Here is a 14,680-nt window from a genome sequence, read left to right as displayed (position 1 = left end):
CTTCGTTTCAGCGCAAACCGTAGTAAAAAAGAGCAGCATCAGAATGGTGTCGAAAACTTGAGTCGGCGAATGCTACCGAAAAGTGTGATTAAGTTCAAGAATGAAGGGGATATTGACGCACAAATGTGATCCGTCATTGATATTAATATGGCTAATTAGAGTTAACACTTACTTCAACAAAAAAGGCTGCCAATTGGCAGCCTTTTGCTTCTTATTTCGCTTAATGCGATGACAAGCTAAAACTTAGTTAAAGTTAGGCTTTGTCATTCCTGAAGATGCACGGTTAGTCGCTACTTGGCTACCTGCACCTTTTGGTGCGTAGCGCTCAGCTTTAAACGGTGCTGCTGAAACAGTAATCTCGCGAAGCTCTTGAGGACCTGGTGCTTTAGTCATCGGAGCACTAGCGCGTGGCTTAGCTGCTACTTTGATAACTTCAGCTTTAGGAGCTGGTGCAGCGATTGGTGCTTCTACTGCAACTTGCTCTACAGTGACTTCTACCACTTCAACTACTGGCTCTTGAGCTGCTTCTGTGGTGGTTTCAGCTTGCTCTACCACTGCTGGTTCAGCCACTGGTGCTGCTGCAATAGGTGCTTCTACAACCGGTGCTTCTACAACTGGAGCTTCTACTTTCGTTTCTACAGGTTGTTGAACTTTTGGTTCAACCACTGGCGTTTCAACGACTGCAGGTTGTTCACGGCGAATGATCACTTTACCCATCGCCATTTCAGGGCAAGCAAAACCACCTTGGATTGCAGGTACTGCTGTCGCTACTACCGCTGCTTCTTCCTTCACTCGCTCTTCCTTCTTAGGCGCTGGTTTTGGAATGTAGCGTGGCATCACTTTGCCCATTGCCATCTCAGGAGATGCTACACCACCTTTACGTAGGCGGAATGGGTTAGGGCGACGATCGCGACCACGACGACGACGTTGACCGCTTGCACGTAGGTGACGCGGTGAACGACGGTTACGACGTTGTTTTGATTCTGCTTTGTTATCTTTATCCTGTTGAGTCTCAGCCACTGCCTCTACTGGCTTCTCTACAGGAGTTTCAATCGCTTTTACTGGAGCCTCAGCTACCTGTTCTGAAGCTTGCTGATCTTTAACGCGTACAGATTTGTTAAGTTTGCGACGTTGACGGCGCTCTTTAACTTTTTCTGCTTTCGCATTTGACTTCGCTTTGCTCTCTTCAGGTTTCGCTTCAGAGCCAGTACGAGCTTCAGCCGCAAGCTGTAGACCTTTTTCCGCTACCTTAGCGTTTGCTTTCTGCTCTTGAGCTTTATCTGCTTGCTGAGCTTTTGGTTTGCGTTTTTGGTTACGGTTTTGCTGTTTATTAGGCTGCTGTGTTTCGTTTTGCTCTGTTGCCTGCTCATCACGTGGCTTGCGACGACGTTTGTTATCGCGGTTATCTCTGTTGTCACGTGGGTTACGGCGACGGTCGTTACGATCACGTCGGTTGTTACGTTTGTTGTCGCGTGCAGGCTTAGTTTCTTCTTGCTTAGGTTCTTCTTTTTCTTCATTAGAACCAAATAGGAAGCTGCTTAATGCTTTGAACAAACGACTAAACAAACCAGGCTTTTCTTCTTGCTCTACGTGTTTCTTCTTAGGCGCGGCAGCCGCAGCAGCAGGTTTCGCTGCTGGCGTTGGAGCTGATTGAGTTGAAGAAGCAAAGCCTTTTAGTACAGGTTCTTCGATCTTCTTAGGCTTTAATTCAGTCTCAGGTACTTCTTTGCCTTCTGCTTCTTTCATGGCTTCCAGTTTCTTTGGAAGTAGGTAAGAAAGCAGGTCGAACTCTTCGCCTTCACGAACACGAATTACTTCAAAGTGCGGTGTTTCCATATCTGAGTTAGGAACAACCGTGATCTTCACTTCTTGTGTACGCTCAATGTGGTTCACAGAGCGACGCTTTTCGTTTAGAAGGTATGATGCGATTGGAACAGGGACAACTGCCAGCACTTGAGCTGTATTGTCTTTTAACGCCTCTTCTTCGATTAGACGAAGTACAGAAAGAGCTAGGGACTCGTTGTCACGAACAACACCAGTACCTGTACAGCGAGGACAGATGTGGTGGCTTGCTTCTGCTAGAGATGGGCTCAAACGTTGACGAGACATCTCCAATAGACCGAAGCGAGAAATGCGACCAATTTGAACGCGAGCGCGATCTAGACGAACGGCTTCACGTAGACGGTTTTCTACTTCACGCTGGTGGCGTACAGGTGTCATATCGATAAAGTCGATAACTACCAGACCACCAAGGTCACGCAGTCGCAACTGACGAGCAATTTCATCAGCAGCTTCAAGGTTAGTGTTAAGTGCTGTTTCTTCGATATCACCACCCTTTGTTGCACGAGCAGAGTTAATATCGATAGAAGTCAGTGCTTCTGTTGGGTCGATAACGATAGAACCACCAGACGGTAAGCGCACTTCACGTTGGAAAGCTGATTCAATTTGGCTTTCGATTTGGTAGTGGCTGAACAGTGGAACTTCACCATCATATTTCTTCACACGGTTGATGAAATCTGGACGCACTAACTGAATATGCTCTTTCGCACGTTCGTAGATAGTGTTGCTATCGATCAGGATTTCACCGATATCACGACGTAGGTAGTCACGGATTGCACGAACAATAACGTTACTTTCTTGGTGGATTAAGAATGGAGCAGGGTTAGAATCTGCAGCACCTTTGATCGCTCCCCAATGATTTAGGAGTACGTTTAAATCCCACTCTAGTTCTTCGGCACTCTTACCAACGCCAGCTGTGCGAACAATTAAACCCATACCTTGCGGCAGTTCAAGAGTACTCAATGCAGCTTTTAGTTGCGTACGCTCATCACCTTCGATTCGGCGAGAAATACCGCCAGCGCGAGGGTTGTTAGGCATCAGAACTAGATAACTACCAGCTAAAGAGATGAAAGTAGTCAGGGCTGCACCTTTACTACCACGCTCTTCTTTTTCCACTTGTACGATTACTTCTTGGCCTTCGGTCAGCACTTCTTTAATGCTTGGTCGGCCTTGGTAAGTGTAACCTTCAGGGAAATATTCGCGGGCAATTTCTTTAAGAGGAAGGAAACCGTGACGCTCAGCACCGTAATCAACAAATGCGGCTTCTAAGCTTGGTTCAATACGTGTGATACGTCCTTTGTAGATATTCGCTTTTTTGGACTCATGACCTGGACTCTCGATATCAAGATCGAAAAGTCGCTGGCCATCAACCAGAGCGACACGCAACTCTTCTTTTTGAGTTGCGTTAATTAACATTCTTTTCATTGAAAATTTCTCGTTGTCTTTTCTTTTGTCTTTCTAGTCAACTTGTCACTGTTTTTTCGCTCTTTCACGGTGCCTGATCCCATGGCTATATTTTGCAGCCTCCCGGCTGGAAGGGGATGCTCTTGGGCACTTCAGTCATCACAAGTCTAGTTTAGGTTTCGTTGGAAACGCAGGCTTGTGACCCGCTATATGGTGCGGTAGATACTCAACGTGAATATGCGAGGAGTAGAGTAACAAGTGTGTTGAATTCAGCATGTCTTACGCCAATGCAGCACCTGAGCTTCAACAATCTACTCACATTGCTTGGGGATAAATGATTGGTAATGAACAAAATGTAACCAAACCTTCCTTAGCAGCTGTGAACTATAGCAGTGCAGGTGGATATCAGCAATCTGCTTTCACGCAAACGTTGGAAAATTTGGCGCTAAATTCAAGTTTTGTAATTTATAACTGGCTGTTTCATAAGCAGTTGAGTCTAGAAAATTGAAAAAGAGGCAAAGCAGATTGAGAAGTTGGCCAAGAGTTTTGATAATTGAAACAAAAGGTTGGCGTGTTTTAGAACTATTTATGGCAACAAGTATTTCTTTTGTGGCAAGAATAATGTGAAGTCGTACAGATTTGGGTTTACAATACCGCGCATGAGCGAAATAAGAACACAAGTCCAGTTCGTCGATATTGACGAAGATATGGCGGGTCAACGCATTGATAATTTCTTGCGTAACCAATTAAAAGACATCCCAAAGAGCATGATTTATCGAATTGTGCGCAAGGGCGAAGTACGCGTAAATAAAAAGCGCATTAAAGCCGAGTACAAACTAAAAGCAGGCGATCTTGTTCGTATTCCTCCAGTTACGGTAGAAAAGAAAGTAGATGACGTTGCACCAAGTACCAAGCTAAACAAAGTGGCAGAGTTAGAAGATAAGATCATTTTTGAAGATGATCATATGCTGATTCTTAATAAGCCTTCTGGAACCGCAGTTCATGGTGGTAGTGGTTTGAAGTTTGGCGCGATTGAAGCACTTCGTGCTTTGCGCCCACAAGCTCGCTTCCTTGAGTTAGTTCACCGTATCGACCGTGACACTTCCGGTATATTGCTTGTCGCGAAAAAGCGTTCGGCACTACGCCACTTACAAGCACAGTTCCGTGAAAAGACAGTGAAGAAGTTCTACTTTGCACTTGTCATGGGGGAGTGGAAAGCAAGCTGTAAGGTTGTTAATGCACCACTGCTAAAAAACGAAGTGAACAGTATTGTTCGAGTGAACCCAAATGGTAAGCCGTCAGAAACACGCTTCAAGATTTTGGAAAAGTTCGACCAAGCAACGCTAATCCAAGCAAGCCCGATTACTGGTCGTACTCACCAGATTCGTGTGCATACCCAATATACAGGGCACCCAATTGCATGGGATGACCGTTACGGTGACCGTCGCTTTGATGCTTATACTGGGCAAGTTGGCTTGGATCGTTTGTTCCTTCATGCGGCGAACATCAAGTTCCAGCACCCATCGAATGATGAGTGGATGGAGATCAACGCGCCGATGGAAGCGAAATTAGAGAAAGTCTTAGCGGGTTTGCGTAAAAAGTAGAGGCAAGAGTATCTACACCCTTTGGGGTCGCAAAAAGCTATGTAAAAGCCGATGTTAATACATCGGCTTTTTTGATCGTAGAAAGCTTCTTAGGGAATAGCGCCAGCTTTATCCGTTGAGTTATGAGCTCTCTGTGCTTAGAACTAAAGACGAAAGAGAGCCCCAACTCGCTTGTTTTGAATTTTGCTGGGCCTCTCTACAAAACCTCTAACCCTTGCTTTTGCAGCATATCGATCAAATCAATCAGTGGCAGGCCGACTAGCGTATTCGGATCTTTGCCGACTAACTTCTTAAACAGACAAATCCCCATACCCTCGCTTTTAAAACTGCCAGCGCAGTAAAACGGTTCTTCTCTGTCAACGTAACGCTCGATTTGCTCGCGAGCCAAATCTCTAAAATGGACTTCAAAGGTATCGAAGCCGACTTCAGTATGATTCGTAGCGGTGTTATGTACTGCAAGCCCGGTATAAAAAGTGATGGTTTTACCGCTTTGAGCTAATAGCTGTCTGATTGCGTTTTCTCGGCTTAGCGGCTTACCCACAATTTCACCGTCGATAACACAAACTTGGTCACTGCCAACGACCAAACTGTCCTGAGTTGTGTGGCAAGACGTCGCTTTTCCAATCGCGAGCCTTTGAACGAGATCTAAAGGGGTTTCATTGGGTAAAGGCGTCTCGTCACAGTCTGGTGATAAGCAAGTAAAAGGTACTGCTAGTTTTTCCAGCAGTTGTTTACGAAAAGGTGAGGTTGAGGCTAAAACCAGTTGGTAATTTTTCATTTTGAATTACAATTCGCACAAGCATTTTCACTAGGATAATCGATCAAAATCGATTCTGGCTAATGCTCTGTATGATAAGCGTAAAAAAGTACAACTTTTTTTCCTTTTTCTTTGACTAATTTTGATTTGGAAGATAATATTCGCGCCCTATGCAAAAGGTAAAAATACCGCGAACGGTTGATCCGGCGAAGTCCGCACAGAAACGATTAGATTACGATGGCATCATCCAAGCTAGTCTTTTCAAGCGCTTAGCGGAAACAACTGAAGGCGTAAAACGCGACGCAGAAGTCTCATTGTCATTTGATATTGATGAACAGCGACTTGTTGTTATCTCTGGTAAAGCTAACATCGAAGTCGATTTAGAGTGTCAGCGTTGTAATGAGGTATTCACACATTTGTGTGAAGTTGAATTCCTTTACACTCCTTACTACGGTGAGAAGACGGAAGAGGAAGCACCAGAAATTTATGATTTGGTAGATCTAAATGAGTACGGTGAATTAGACCTTATACAACTAGTTGAAGACGAGTTCATCTTAACATTACCTCAAATCGCAATGCACGATGAAGCGGATTGTAGCGTTGATTCAAATAACATGGTTTTTGGTGAGATTCCTGAAGAAATTGAGGAAGAAAAACCGAATCCATTCGACGTTTTGAAAAATCTGAAAAAGTAACTGGTGTGGTAGCCGCTTCTTCTTTAGGTTTTTAACCCAATAGTATAGGAGTAGGGTCAATGGCCGTACAGAAAAACCGTAAAACTCGTTCTAAGCGCGGTATGCGTCGTTCACACGATGCGCTAACTACAGCTGCACTATCTGTAGACGCGACTTCTGGTGAAACTCACCTACGCCACAACGTAACTGCTGAAGGTTACTACCGTGGTCAAAAGGTTATCAACAAGTAAGGTTGAACCTTTGCAAAGTATTACCGTTGCACTTGATGCAATGGGCGGGGATTTCGGTCCACGCGTAACAGTGCCTGCCGCCGTGCAGGCACTGTCTCATTTCCCAGAGCTAAAAGTGATTCTTATAGGTGATCAATCTCTGATCACGTCTCAATTATCTCAACTAGGCGCCTCTACCAGTTCTCGTTTGAGCATTCTTCATAGCGAGAAAGTGATATCAAACTCAGAAAAGCCATCTTTAGCATTACGCAATAGCCAAAACAGCTCTATGCGTATGGCCATCGACCTTGTTTCTGAAAGCGAAGCAGACGCATGTGTGAGTGGTGGTAACACCGGTGCGCTTATGGCGCTCTCACGTTTCATTCTTAAACTGCTTCCTGGTATTGAGCGTCCTGCTTTAGTTTCCGCATTACCAACTATCAGCGGCAAGCGTACCTGGATGTTAGATCTTGGTGCGAATGTGTCGTGCGATGCCGACAGTTTGTTCCAGTTTGCAGTGATGGGCAGTGCATTAGCTGAGGAGCACCTCGGTCATCCACCTCGTGTGGCTGTACTAAATATTGGCGCTGAAGAAATCAAAGGAAACGATTTGGTCAAGCGCTGTGCAGAAATGCTTTCTCAAACCGACGCAATTAATTTTGTGGGTTATATTGAAGGTAATCAAATTTTGCATGACGTAGCCGATGTCATTGTTTGTGATGGCTTTGTCGGTAACGTATGCTTAAAAGCCAGCGAGGGAACAGCACAACTCTTTATCGAAAAACTTAAAACCAGCATGATGGCATCAACGATAAAGGGATGGATTGCTAGAAAGTTGTTTTCTCGGCTATTTAATGAACTAAAAACACTGAACCCCGACCAGTATAACGGCGCAAGTTTGCTAGGATTGCGCGGCATTGTCATAAAAAGCCATGGAAGTGCGGATGTATCTGCGATTGTCAATGCACTTGGCGAGGCAGTACACGAGGTCAAACGACAAGTACCAAGCCGTATTAGCGATCGTTTGGAAGCGGTTTTACTCGAGAGGCATTATTAGTCTTCATGCATAGCAAAATATTAGGTACTGGCAGCTACCTGCCATCTCAGGTGCGTACTAACGCAGACCTAGAGAAAATGGTAGATACAAGTGATGAGTGGATCGTAGCTCGCACGGGTATTAAAGAGCGTCGAATTGCAGCAGAAAATGAAACTGTTGCAGACATGGCATTCTACGCAGCTGAAAACGCTATCGATATGGCCGGCATTGATAAAAATGATATCGACCTAATTATCGTTGCTACTACTAGCAGTAGCCATACTTTCCCTTCATCTGCGTGTCAGGTGCAGGGAAAGCTTGGCATTAAAGGTTGTCCAGCATTTGACTTGGCCGCTGCTTGTTCAGGCTTTGTATACGCCTTATCTGTTGCTGATCAACACATCAAATCAGGTATGTGTAAAAACGTACTCGTGATTGGTGCAGACGCATTATCGAAAACGTGTGATCCAACGGATCGTTCAACCATCATCTTATTTGGTGATGCGGCAGGAGCGGTAGTGGTTGGCGCGAGCGAAGAGCCGGGTATCATCTCTACACACGTATACTCAGACGGTCAATTTGGTGATCTGTTGAGTCTGCCTGTGCCAGAACGTGGCAAAGATGCTGACAAATGGCTGCACATGGCGGGTAACGAAGTATTCAAAGTGGCAGTAACTCAGCTATCTAAGCTAGTGAAAGACACACTTGAAGCGAACGATATGCACAAGTCTGAACTAGACTGGCTAGTGCCGCACCAAGCGAACTACCGCATTATTTCAGCGACAGCGAAAAAGCTTTCGATGTCACTAGACCAAGTCGTGATTACACTTGATAAGCACGGCAACACATCAGCTGCAACTGTGCCAACAGCACTGGATGAAGCGGTACGTGATGGTCGAATTAAACGCGGTCAAACTTTACTTCTTGAAGCGTTTGGTGGCGGATTCACTTGGGGCTCGGCTCTGGTGAAATTCTAAGTTTCATAAGAATTCAAAATTTAAGATGCGCTACCGTGCATCTTATTTCTTTTTACTTTGCTTAAAGGAAAACAACATGAGCAAGTTTGCTATCGTATTTCCAGGCCAGGGTTCACAAGCTGTAGGTATGCTTGCTGATCTAGGCGAACAATATGACGTAGTAAAACAAACATTTGCAGAAGCATCTGACGCACTAGGTTACGACCTATGGGCGCTTGTTCAAAATGGACCTGCAGAAGATCTAAACCAAACTTTCCGTACACAGCCTGCATTGCTAGCTTCATCTGTTGCTATCTGGCGCGTATGGCAAGAGCTTGGTCTTGAGCAACCAGCAAACCTAGCGGGTCACAGCCTAGGTGAGTACTCAGCACTAGTATGTGCTGGCGTGATTGACTTTAAAGAAGCAATCAAACTGGTTGAGCTACGTGGTCAACTTATGCAAGAAGCCGTACCAGCAGGTACTGGTGCAATGTACGCGATCATCGGTCTAGATGACGAAGCGATTGCAAAAGCTTGTGAAGAAGCTGCGCAAGGTGACGTAGTTTCACCAGTAAACTTCAACTCGCCTGGTCAAGTTGTTATCGCAGGTAGCAAAGACGCAGTAGAGCGCGCGGGCGTACTATGTAAAGAAGCGGGTGCAAAACGTGCACTTCCTCTTCCTGTTTCAGTGCCTTCACACTGTGCACTAATGAAACCAGCAGCAGAGAAACTAGCGGTTGCGCTAGAGTCTATTGAATTCAACGCACCACAACTTCCAGTTATCAACAACGTTGATGTGGCAGCAGAAACGGATCCTGCAAAAATCAAAGACGCACTTGTTCGTCAGCTGCACAGCCCAGTTCGTTGGACTGAGAGCGTGCAGCTAATGAGCGAGCAAGGCGTAGAAAATCTTCTTGAGCTTGGTCCTGGCAAAGTACTGACAGGTCTGACTAAACGTATCGTGAAAACACTAAGCGCAGCAGCTGTTAACGACGTAGCGTCGCTAGAAGCTGCTAAGTAATTCGTTCACGATAAGAAAAGGAAAACACAACATGATGAATCTAGAAGGTAAGATCGCTCTAGTGACAGGCGCAAGCCGTGGCATTGGTCGTGCGATTGCTGAGCTTCTTGTTGAACGCGGTGCAACAGTAATTGGTACTGCGACTTCTGAAGGTGGCGCAGCAGCGATCAGCGAATACCTGGGTGAAAACGGTAAAGGCCTAGCACTTAACGTGACTGACGTTGAGTCTATCGAAGCGACACTAAAAACCATTAATGATGAGTTCGGTGTAATCGATATTCTAGTTAACAACGCTGGTATCACTCGCGATAACCTACTAATGCGTATGAAGGATGACGAGTGGAACGACATCATCAATACGAACCTAACGCCAATTTACCGCATGTCTAAGGCGGTTCTACGTGGCATGATGAAAAAACGCGCTGGTCGCATCATCAACGTAGGTTCTGTTGTTGGTACTATGGGTAACGCTGGTCAAACGAACTACGCAGCAGCGAAAGCAGGCGTAATTGGTTTCACTAAATCAATGGCTCGTGAAGTAGCTTCTCGTGGTGTAACGGTTAATACAGTCGCTCCTGGTTTCATCGAAACTGACATGACTAAGGCGCTAAATGATGACCAACGTGCAGCAACGTTATCGAACGTGCCTGCAGGTCGTCTAGGTGACCCACGTGAAATTGCATCAGCAGTAGTATTCCTAGCTTCACCTGAGGCAGCTTACATTACTGGTGAAACTTTGCATGTAAATGGCGGCATGTACATGGTTTAATGCACAGTTCGTGCAAAATAAGCTATTTTACTTTATGAAAAATAGCCTATAGTTGCTGTTAACTGTCATTAAGTTGTGATGGTCGTGCACAAGATTTGTGCATGATTTAAGTCAAAAATGTATTGAAATTCGGTTAAATTCGCTAATTTTGTGGTTTGACCAGCAAGGACCCCCTTGCAACTTTCCATAGTTCGAATAAACTACGGAATCATCGCATTAGGCGAAATCTGTAAAGGAAAAGAAAAATGAGCAACATCGAAGAACGCGTAAAGAAAATCATTGTTGAACAGCTAGGTGTAGACGAAGCAGAAGTTAAGAATGAAGCTTCTTTCGTTGACGATCTAGGTGCTGATTCTCTAGACACAGTAGAGCTAGTTATGGCTCTAGAAGAGGAATTCGACACTGAGATTCCTGACGAAGAAGCTGAGAAAATCACTACTGTTCAAGCTGCAATCGACTACGTAAACAGCGCTCAGTAATTATCTCTCCCAGGCGGTCTCCTAGACCGCCTGTGTTCTTTCTAACTTCTTCTATCCTCTCATAGAAACATTCAATTCCCGGAGAATTATATCGTGTCCAAGCGTCGTGTAGTTGTCACAGGCATGGGTATGTTGTCACCGGTAGGCAACACAGTAGAATCATCTTGGAAAGCCCTGCTAGAAGGTCAAAGCGGAATCGTTAACATCGATCATTTCGATGCAACGAACTTCTCAACTCGTTTTGCAGGTCTTGTTAAAGATTTTGATTGCACAGAGTACATGTCTAAAAAAGATGCTCGTAAAATGGATCTATTTATCCAGTACGGCATCGCAGCAGGTATCCAAGCGTTGGATGACTCTGGCTTAGAAATTACCGAAGAAAACGCAGCTCGAGTTGGTGTCGCAATCGGCTCTGGTATTGGCGGTCTAGACCTAATCGAAAAAGGTCACTCAGCACTTGTTGAGAAAGGCCCGCGTAAAGTTAGCCCATTTTTTGTTCCTTCGACCATCGTAAACATGGTTGCAGGTAACCTATCTATCATGCGTGGTCTTCGTGGTCCAAATATCGCGATCTCTACTGCATGTACTACAGGCCTTCACAACATCGGCCACGCAGCTCGTATGATTGCATACGGTGATGCAGAAGCGATGGTAGCTGGTGGTGCCGAGAAAGCATCAACACCGCTAGGCATGGCTGGTTTCGGCGCGGCTAAAGCATTATCGACTCGTAATGATGAGCCTCAAAAAGCGTCTCGTCCATGGGATAAAGGCCGTGACGGCTTCGTTCTTGGTGACGGCGCGGGTATGATGGTTCTTGAAGAGTACGAACACGCAAAAGCTCGTGGCGCTAAGATTTACGCAGAGCTTGTTGGCTTTGGTATGTCTGGTGACGCTTACCACATGACTTCTCCAAGTGAAGATGGTTCAGGTGGCGCACTAGCAATGGAAGCCGCGATGCGTGATGCAAACATCATCGGTACTCAAGTTGGTTACGTGAACGCTCACGGAACATCAACACCAGCTGGTGACGTAGCTGAAATCAAGGGTGTAAAACGTGCTCTTGGTGAAGAAGGCTCAAAACAAGTATTAGTATCTTCGACTAAATCGATGACTGGCCACCTACTGGGTGCTGCAGGTTCTGTTGAAGCTATCATTACGGTTCTTTCTCTGGTTGACCAAATCGTTCCACCAACGATTAACCTAGATGATCCTGAAGAAGGCCTAGATATTGACCTTGTACCGCATACTGCGCGCAAAGTTGATATGGAATACGCGATCTGTAATTCGTTTGGCTTTGGTGGCACAAACGGTTCACTTGTATTCAAAAAATTCGCTGAGTAAGAATCTCTAACACTGTTTTAGAGTAGCGATACTTGTATTCTAACGGCTCGATGCTTAGCATTGAGCCGTTTTGTTTTATTTGTCGATCAGAAATCAAAGGGTATCTGAATGTTCTGGGTAAATGGACTTCCACAAACGCATGTTTCGCTCGGTGATCGCTCATTTCAGTATGGTGATGGCTGTTTCACTACTATTAAGACTAAGTACGGTCAACTGGAGCACTGGCAAGCGCATATTGAACGTATGGAGGCGTGTCTAAAAACATTGCAAATACCTTTCCCAGATTGGAATACGGTTTTTGATTGGGCGATGCTCGCGGTCTTAAATGACGAGGCGGCAGGAATCAAGATTCATATTAGTCGTGGTTGTGGTGGTCGAGGGTACAGCCCAAGCGGTATAGATGGTCCAGTTATGACTATTTCGAACTTTGCATTTCCTTTTCATTATGCTCTGTGGCAAGAAAATGGTGTGCAGTTAGGTATTTGTGAAACTCGCCTTGGCATCCAACCATTACTTGCAGGTCACAAGCACAACAACCGAATAGAGCAGGTTCTCGCAAAGGCGGAAATTGATGGTTCTGAATTTGCCGATGCTGTGACGTTAAATGTGCAAAATCATGTCATTGAAACTACAATGGCAAACCTTTTTTGGGTTAATGATAAAAGGGTATACACACCGGATTTGAGTTTGTCCGGTGTGGCCGGCGTAATGCGCCGTAAGGTATTGGAATTTCTCCAAGCTGAAGGTTACCCGGTGAAGGTAGCCCAATTCACACTGGCAGATTTGCTTGATGCAGAAGAGGTGTGGATGTGTAACTCACTATTGGGTGTAGCGCCGGTTTGCGGTATTTCAACACCAGAGAACAAGATTGAACTTCCAATTGGAAAACTGACTCGACGACTTCAAGGGAATCTAAATACGTGATTAAAAAACTGTTTGCTTTTGTTGTACTGATTGCCGTTATTGGTGCAGCAGGTGCTTTTTACGTTGTTTCACAGACTAAGCAATACGTTAACTCGCCAATCCTTATAGAACAGCCACAGCTGTTCACCGTTGAAAATGGCACCAGCTTTCACCGAGTCATGCGTGATTTAGCGAAAGATAATATTATTGAAGCTTCTGATTACACCCGCTTAATGCCTCACCTTTACCCAGAGCTTCTTCAAGTGCGAGCAGGCACTTACCAACTAGAGCCAAAGCTTTCGCTTTATCAAACGTTAGAACAGCTCAATACGGGCAAAGAACATCAGTTTGCAATAACATTTGTGGAAGGTAGTCGCTTTTCTGAATGGGTTGAACAACTAAGTTCAGCACCTTATGTAAAACATGACTTAACCGGATTATCTGAAAAAGAGATGGCTGAAAAGCTAGGTATTGAGCGTGAAAAGCTTGAGGCTTATTCCTTGCCGAGACCTACCATTACACAGCAGGCACGAGTGAAAGTCAGATCTTAGAGCGTGCTCATACTAAGTTGAACAATATTCTTGATGCTCATTGGGAAGGGCGCCAAGAGAAACTGCCGATTAAAGACAAATACGAAGCTCTGATCCTTGCTTCAATTATTGAAAAAGAAACGGCAATCGACTCGGAGCGTGAACGAGTGGCGTCTGTATTTGTCAACCGTCTCAATAAACGCATGCGCCTGCAAACCGACCCGACCGTTATTTACGGAATGGGTGATGCGTACGATGGTAATATTCGTAAAAAAGATTTACGTACTCCAACGCCATACAACACATACACAATCAACGGTTTGCCACCAACACCAATCGCTATGGCGGGCGAAGCGTCGATTGAAGCTGCTTTAAACCCAGAAAACAGCAAATATTTATATTTTGTAGCAAGTGGAAAGGGCGGACATGTATTTTCGAAATCCCTTGCTGAGCACAACCGTGCTGTACGTGCCTATTTAAGAGAACTAAGAAAGAATAAATGATGAAAGCAAACTTTATTGTCGTTGAGGGCCTAGAAGGCGCGGGTAAAAGTACTGCGATTAAAACCGTTTTAGACACGCTGAAAGCGGCGGGTATTGAAAACATCGTCAATACTCGTGAGCCGGGTGGTACACCACTGGCTGAGAAAATGCGCGCGTTGGTTAAAGAAGAGCACGAAGGCGAAGACCTAAAAGATATGACCGAGCTGCTTTTGCTTTACGCCGCGCGTGTTCAGTTAGTTGAGAACGTGATTAAACCAGCACTAGCAAACAACCAATGGGTTGTGGGTGACCGTCATGATTTGTCTTCTCAAGCTTACCAAGGTGGTGGCCGTCAGATCGATGCATCACTGATGAAGAACCTGCGCGATACAACTCTAGGTGAGTTTAAGCCTGCTTTCACATTGTACATGGATATCGATCCGCGTGTTGGTCTTGAGCGTGCACGCGGTCGCGGTGAACTCGACCGCATCGAAAAGATGGATATCAGCTTCTTTGAGCGTACTCGTGAGCGTTACTTGGAACTCGCGAATGCAGATGACTCTATCGTAGTTATCAATGCAGAGCAGTCGATTGAAGAAGTAGCACAAGACATCAAAGCCGCTTTGAACGAATGGCTTGCATCATTGTAAGCAGG

The 14,680-nt window shown here is 45.2% G+C and carries 14 protein-coding genes and 1 pseudogene; 13 read left to right on the top strand and 2 right to left on the bottom strand.

The genetic code is table 11. From position 1 onward, the window contains the following. Window positions 1-243: 243 nt before the first annotated feature. Complete coding sequence (gene rne, locus B853_RS09865; protein WP_038887084.1) at window positions 244-3,264, bottom strand: ribonuclease E; 3,021 nt, start codon at window positions 3,262-3,264, stop codon at window positions 244-246. Between the two features lie 313 nt (window positions 3,265-3,577). On the opposite strand from rne, the gene B853_RS26000 reads away from it, so the two are divergent. Then, window positions 3,578-3,751 (top strand): hypothetical protein, encoded by a 174-nt coding sequence (locus B853_RS26000; RefSeq protein WP_010449316.1) that lies wholly within the window; start codon window positions 3,578-3,580, stop codon window positions 3,749-3,751. A 151-nt stretch (window positions 3,752-3,902) separates the two neighbouring features. Then, entirely contained in the window at window positions 3,903-4,847 is a 945-nt protein-coding gene (gene rluC, locus B853_RS09860) for a 23S rRNA pseudouridine(955/2504/2580) synthase RluC (protein WP_038887083.1), read from the top strand. Between the two features lie 196 nt (window positions 4,848-5,043). Here the strand turns inward: rluC and B853_RS09855 are convergent, their stop codons facing one another. Then, entirely contained in the window at window positions 5,044-5,625 is a 582-nt protein-coding gene (locus tag B853_RS09855) for a Maf family protein (RefSeq protein ID WP_038887081.1), read from the bottom strand. Between the two features lie 149 nt (window positions 5,626-5,774). Here B853_RS09855 and yceD point away from each other — a divergent pair, with 149 nt between their 5' ends. The 11 genes and pseudogenes from yceD (at window position 5,775) to tmk (ending at window position 14,675) form a co-directional block, all read left to right on the top strand. Continuing rightward, entirely contained in the window at window positions 5,775-6,299 is a 525-nt protein-coding gene (gene yceD, locus B853_RS09850; RefSeq protein WP_010449311.1) for a 23S rRNA accumulation protein YceD, read from the top strand. 59 nt (window positions 6,300-6,358) lie between these two features. Beyond that, on the top strand, window positions 6,359-6,529 hold the full coding sequence (rpmF, locus tag B853_RS09845; protein WP_005396978.1) for a 50S ribosomal protein L32: 171 nt from the start codon (window positions 6,359-6,361) through the stop codon (window positions 6,527-6,529). 10 nt (window positions 6,530-6,539) lie between these two features. Beyond that, window positions 6,540-7,565: a phosphate acyltransferase PlsX gene (plsX, locus tag B853_RS09840; protein ID WP_010449303.1), complete on the top strand. Its 1,026-nt coding sequence runs from the start codon at window positions 6,540-6,542 to the stop codon at window positions 7,563-7,565. Between the two features lie 5 nt (window positions 7,566-7,570). Further along, window positions 7,571-8,521: a beta-ketoacyl-ACP synthase III gene (locus B853_RS09835; RefSeq protein ID WP_038887080.1), complete on the top strand. Its 951-nt coding sequence runs from the start codon at window positions 7,571-7,573 to the stop codon at window positions 8,519-8,521. Between the two features lie 76 nt (window positions 8,522-8,597). After that, window positions 8,598-9,521 carry an ACP S-malonyltransferase gene (gene fabD, locus B853_RS09830; RefSeq protein WP_010449299.1) on the top strand — a complete coding sequence of 308 codons (924 nt, stop codon included), beginning with the start codon at window positions 8,598-8,600 and terminating at the stop codon, window positions 9,519-9,521. Between the two features lie 34 nt (window positions 9,522-9,555). After that, a complete protein-coding gene (fabG, locus tag B853_RS09825; RefSeq protein ID WP_010449297.1) occupies window positions 9,556-10,290 on the top strand; it encodes a 3-oxoacyl-ACP reductase FabG in 735 nt (244 codons plus the stop codon). A 245-nt stretch (window positions 10,291-10,535) separates the two neighbouring features. Continuing rightward, entirely contained in the window at window positions 10,536-10,769 is a 234-nt protein-coding gene (gene acpP, locus B853_RS09820) for an acyl carrier protein (protein WP_004406112.1), read from the top strand. A gap of 93 nt (window positions 10,770-10,862) precedes the next feature. Then, the gene (fabF, locus tag B853_RS09815; RefSeq protein ID WP_010449277.1) at window positions 10,863-12,110 is read left to right on the top strand and encodes a beta-ketoacyl-ACP synthase II; all 1,248 of its coding nucleotides are present in this window, start codon (window positions 10,863-10,865) and stop codon (window positions 12,108-12,110) included. A 108-nt stretch (window positions 12,111-12,218) separates the two neighbouring features. Beyond that, window positions 12,219-13,034 carry an aminodeoxychorismate lyase gene (pabC, locus tag B853_RS09810; protein ID WP_038887078.1) on the top strand — a complete coding sequence of 272 codons (816 nt, stop codon included), beginning with the start codon at window positions 12,219-12,221 and terminating at the stop codon, window positions 13,032-13,034. A gap of 158 nt (window positions 13,035-13,192) precedes the next feature. Next, window positions 13,193-14,046, top strand: a pseudogene (gene mltG, locus B853_RS09805) (endolytic transglycosylase MltG). Continuing rightward, the gene (gene tmk / locus B853_RS09800) at window positions 14,043-14,675 is read left to right on the top strand and encodes a dTMP kinase (protein ID WP_038887075.1); all 633 of its coding nucleotides are present in this window, start codon (window positions 14,043-14,045) and stop codon (window positions 14,673-14,675) included. Before mltG ends, tmk begins: the two are co-directional and overlap by 4 nt. Window positions 14,676-14,680: the final 5 nt, after the last annotated feature.

Origin of the sequence: Vibrio rotiferianus CAIM 577 = LMG 21460, from assembly GCF_002741985.1 — a bacterium.
In the GTDB taxonomy this organism is placed as follows: domain Bacteria; phylum Pseudomonadota; class Gammaproteobacteria; order Enterobacterales; family Vibrionaceae; genus Vibrio; species Vibrio rotiferianus.
This window is presented reverse-complemented; position numbering and strand designations above follow the sequence as displayed.

Bases quoted from the DNA above. Each gene is read 5' to 3' on its own strand.
- rne (WP_038887084.1), bottom strand. From the start codon at position 3,264: ATGAAAAGAATGTTAATTAACGCAACTCAAAAAGAAGAGTTGCGTGTC.
- B853_RS26000 (WP_010449316.1), top strand. From the start codon at position 3,578: ATGATTGGTAATGAACAAAATGTAACCAAACCTTCCTTAGCAGCTGTG.
- rluC (WP_038887083.1), top strand. From the start codon at position 3,903: ATGAGCGAAATAAGAACACAAGTCCAGTTCGTCGATATTGACGAAGAT.
- B853_RS09855 (WP_038887081.1), bottom strand. From the start codon at position 5,625: ATGAAAAATTACCAACTGGTTTTAGCCTCAACCTCACCTTTTCGTAAA.
- yceD (WP_010449311.1), top strand. From the start codon at position 5,775: ATGCAAAAGGTAAAAATACCGCGAACGGTTGATCCGGCGAAGTCCGCA.
- rpmF (WP_005396978.1), top strand. From the start codon at position 6,359: ATGGCCGTACAGAAAAACCGTAAAACTCGTTCTAAGCGCGGTATGCGT.
- B853_RS09835 (WP_038887080.1), top strand. From the start codon at position 7,571: ATGCATAGCAAAATATTAGGTACTGGCAGCTACCTGCCATCTCAGGTG.
- fabD (WP_010449299.1), top strand. From the start codon at position 8,598: ATGAGCAAGTTTGCTATCGTATTTCCAGGCCAGGGTTCACAAGCTGTA.
- fabG (WP_010449297.1), top strand. From the start codon at position 9,556: ATGAATCTAGAAGGTAAGATCGCTCTAGTGACAGGCGCAAGCCGTGGC.
- acpP (WP_004406112.1), top strand. From the start codon at position 10,536: ATGAGCAACATCGAAGAACGCGTAAAGAAAATCATTGTTGAACAGCTA.
- pabC (WP_038887078.1), top strand. From the start codon at position 12,219: ATGTTCTGGGTAAATGGACTTCCACAAACGCATGTTTCGCTCGGTGAT.
- tmk (WP_038887075.1), top strand. From the start codon at position 14,043: ATGATGAAAGCAAACTTTATTGTCGTTGAGGGCCTAGAAGGCGCGGGT.